Origin of the sequence: Kineococcus glutinatus, from assembly GCF_039542765.1 — a bacterium.
Classification (GTDB): Bacteria; Actinomycetota; Actinomycetes; order Actinomycetales; family Kineococcaceae; genus Kineococcus_A; species Kineococcus_A glutinatus.
In genome coordinates this window covers 1-3,419 of sequence record NZ_BAABIL010000722.1, presented here as the reverse complement: position 1 = coordinate 3,419, position 3,419 = coordinate 1, and the positions used below count along the sequence as shown (strand labels likewise).

The window sequence follows — 3,419 nt, the reverse complement described above, 5'->3', positions numbered from 1 at the left end:
TGCCCACCCGCGGCACCGACGGCCGACCGGCCGTCCTCGTGCTGCTGCTCGACGTCACGCGCCGCCGCGCCGCCGAGGCCGCCCGCGACGAGCTGTCGGCGGACCTGCGGCGGGTGCAGCGCGCCCAGCAGTTCCTGCTGCGCGCCTCCGACGTCCTCGCCGCCGCCGGCGGCTACGAGGAGACCCTGGACCGCCTCTGCCGCCTGTCCGTGCCCACCCTCGGCGACCTGTGCCTCATCGACGTCGTCGAGCGCCGCCGGCTGCGCCGGGTGGCCGCCGTCGCCGCCGACCCGGCCCGCCAGCCGCTGGCCGACGAGCTGCGCACCCGCTACGGCCTGCTGCCCGGCAGCCACCACCCCGCGCTGGAGGCCATGCGCAGCGGCACCCGCTGGGAGCCGGAGGTCGACGAGGCCTGGATCCGCGGGCAGGCCCGCGACGAGCGGCACGCCGAGCTGCACCGGCAGCTGGGCACCAGCGGGTTCGTCGCCGTCCCCCTGCTCGCCGGGGGCGAGGTCCTCGGCACCCTCACGGTGCTGTCCACCGCCGGGCGCCGCTTCGGGCCCGACGACGTCGCCCTCGTCGAGGCCCTCGCCGGGCGCGTCGCGCTCGTCGTCGCCAAGGAACGCCGCTACGAGCGCGAGCACCGCATCGCCGAGGTCCTGCAGCGCAGCATGCTCACCCGGCTGCCGGTGCTGCCCGGCCTGGAGCTCGCCGCCCGCTACGTCCCCGCCCGCGAGGACACCCACGTCGGCGGCGACTGGCACGACGCCTTCGCCTTCCCCGGGGAGGACCCCGTCGTCGTCATCGGCGACGTCGTCGGCCACGACGTGGACGCCGCCGCCCAGATGGGGCAGCTGCGCAACGCCCTGCGCGGCCTGGCCTACGGGCGCCGCCGCCCCGCCGCCGTCCTGGAGGCCCTCGACGCCCTCGTCAGCGGCCTCGCCGTCACCGAGCTCGCCTCCGTCGTGTACGCCGCCCTCGCCCCCGTCGCCGGCGGCCGGGAGCTGCGCTGGTCCAACGCCGGGCACCTGCCGCCGCTGCTGCTGCCGGCCGGCCGCCCCGGCGCCGCCCGCTTCCTCGACCCCGAGCCGGACCCCTTCGTCGGCGTGTCCGCGTTCGGCCGGCGCCGCGAGCACCGCGCCGTGCTGCCGGCGGGCAGCACCCTGCTGCTGTACACCGACGGGCTCGTGGAGAGCCGCGACTCCCAGCTCGAACGGGGCCTGGAGGAGCTGCGCGACCTCGCGGTCCGCTCCGCGGCGCTGCCGCTGCCCGCGCTGTGCGACGCCCTGCTCGAGGACCTGGGGCGCGGGGCGGAGGACGACGTGGCGCTGCTGGCGGTGCGGGTGCTCAGCGGCTGAGCGGCGGCTCCTCCCGCGCCGGTGCGCCGCCGGGCGCCCCGCTCAGCTCCCCGCCGGGTGCCAGCGCCTCCCGCAGCCACGCCTCCACCCCCGCCACGTGCACCGTCGCCCACGAGCGCGCCACGTCCGGCTGGCGGGTGGCGATCGCGTCGACGATCGCTCGGTGCTCGTCCATCGTGCGGCGCACCGCGCCCGTCTGCGTCAGCGCCCGCCACACCCGGGCGCGGTGCGTGGGCCCGGACAGGCTCTCCAGCAGGGAGTGCAGCACCCGGTTGCCGGAGCCCTCCGCGATGCGCCGGTGCAGCTCCAGGTCCCACGCGACCAGCTCGTCCGGGGAGGCGCCCGCCGGCAGGGACTCCAGGTGCCGGCGCAGCTCCGCGACGGCCTCCTCGGGCATCGCCGCGGCGGCCATCGCGGTGGCGGCCGGCTCGAGGATGCGCCGCACCTCCAGGAACTGCAGCACCGTGTCGTCGCGGTGCAGGTCCACCACGAACTCCAGCGCGCTGAGCAGCCGCTCCGGCTGCAGGCTCGTGACGTAGGTGCCGTCGCCCTGGCGGACGTCGAGGACGTGGATGAGGGCCAGGGCGCGCACCGCCTCGCGCAGGGAGCTGCGGGACAGGCCGAGGCGCTCGGCGAGGTCGGGCTCGCGGGGGAGCCGGTCGCCGGGGCGCAGCTCGCCGCGGACGATCATCTCCTTGATCTTCGTGATCGCCTCGTCGGTGACCGCCACGCCACGCCCCTTCCCGTCGGGTGAGGCTACCGGGCGGGCCCGTCCCTGCGCGTGGCCTCCCGCCGCGCCCATCTCCGGGTTCAGGCGGTTCGGGTGGCCTCCCGCCGCGCCCATCTCCGGGTTCGGGCGGTTCGGGGGCCACCGTCGAGCGCCGGAATCCGGAGACGGGCGCGGCAGGGCGGTCAGAACCCCGCGACGGCGTGCGGCACGTAGGGCGCCTCCAGCTCGGCGACCTCCTCCTCGGACAGCTCCAGCTCCAGCGCCGCCACCGCGTCGTCCAGGTGGTGCGGCTTCGTCGCCCCCACGATCGGCGCCGTCACCACCGGGTTGCGCGCCACCCACGCCAGCGCCACCTGCGCCCGCGGCACCCCGCGCCGCCCGGCGACCCGCGCCACCGCCTCCACGACGGCGCGGTCCGATTCCGCGTACAGCGACCGGCCGAACTCGTCGGTCTTCGTGCGCTCCGTCTCCGCGTCCCAGTCGCGCGTCAGCCGGCCCCGGGCCAGCGGGCTCCACGGGATGACGCCGACGCCCTCGTCCGCGCACAGCGGCAGCATCTCCCGCTCCTCCTCCCGGTAGAGCAGGTTGTAGTGGTCCTGCATCGTGACGAACCGCGCCCAGCCGTTGCGCTCCTGCAGGTGCAGCGCCTTGGCGAACTGCCACGCCCACATGCTGGAGGCGCCGACGTAGCGCGCCTTGCCCGCCCGGACGACGTCGTCCAGCGCCTGCAGCGTCTCCTCGACCGGTGTCGTCGGGTCCCAGCGGTGGATCTGGTACAGGTCGACGTGGTCGGTGCCCAGCCGGCGCAGCGACTCGTCGATCTGCGTGAGGATCGCGTGGCGCGACAGCCCCGCCCCGTTCGGGCCCGGCCGCATCCGGCCGTGGACCTTCGTGGCGATCACCACCTCGTCGCGGCGCACGGCCCCCAGCAGGACGCGGCCGAGGATCTCCTCGCTGGAGCCGAGGGAGTACACGTTCGCGGTGTCGAAGAACGTCACGCCCAGGTCGAGCGCCTTGTGCAGGAACGGGGCGGCCTCGTCCTCCGGCAGCGTCCACGGGTGGGTGCCGCGGGCGGGGTCGCCGTAGCTCATGCACCCCAGGCAGAGGCGGGACACTTCGAGACCGGTGCTGCCGAGCTTGACGTAGTCCATGCCGCGCAGCCTCCCCGGTGCCCGGCGGAGCCGCCACCGCGTGGTCGCCCGTGGTCGCCCATCTCCGGGTCCGGGCGGTTCCGGGGCCGCCGCCGGGCGCCCGGACCCGGAGACGGGCGCGCCGGGGAGAACCTGCCCGTGCAGGTGCTCGTCGACGGGCGCGCGGGCGCCGAGGCGTGG

3 protein-coding genes are annotated in these 3,419 nt (G+C 76.8%); 1 reads left to right on the top strand and 2 read right to left on the bottom strand.

The window, feature by feature from the left end:
• On the top strand, positions 1 to 1,358 hold a 1,358-nt coding region (locus ABEB16_RS20625; protein WP_345714061.1), incomplete at its 5' end, for a PP2C family protein-serine/threonine phosphatase.
• On the opposite strand, the gene ABEB16_RS20620 is transcribed toward ABEB16_RS20625, so the two are convergent.
• On the bottom strand, positions 1,348 to 2,088 hold the full coding sequence (locus ABEB16_RS20620) for a FadR/GntR family transcriptional regulator (protein WP_345714060.1): 741 nt from the start codon (positions 2,086 to 2,088) through the stop codon (positions 1,348 to 1,350). The genes ABEB16_RS20625 and ABEB16_RS20620 overlap by 11 nt on opposite strands.
• Before the next feature lie 182 nt (positions 2,089 to 2,270).
• The gene (locus ABEB16_RS20615) at positions 2,271 to 3,239 is read right to left on the bottom strand and encodes an aldo/keto reductase (protein ID WP_345714059.1); all 969 of its coding nucleotides are present in this window, start codon (positions 3,237 to 3,239) and stop codon (positions 2,271 to 2,273) included.
• Positions 3,240 to 3,419 lie beyond the last annotated feature (180 nt).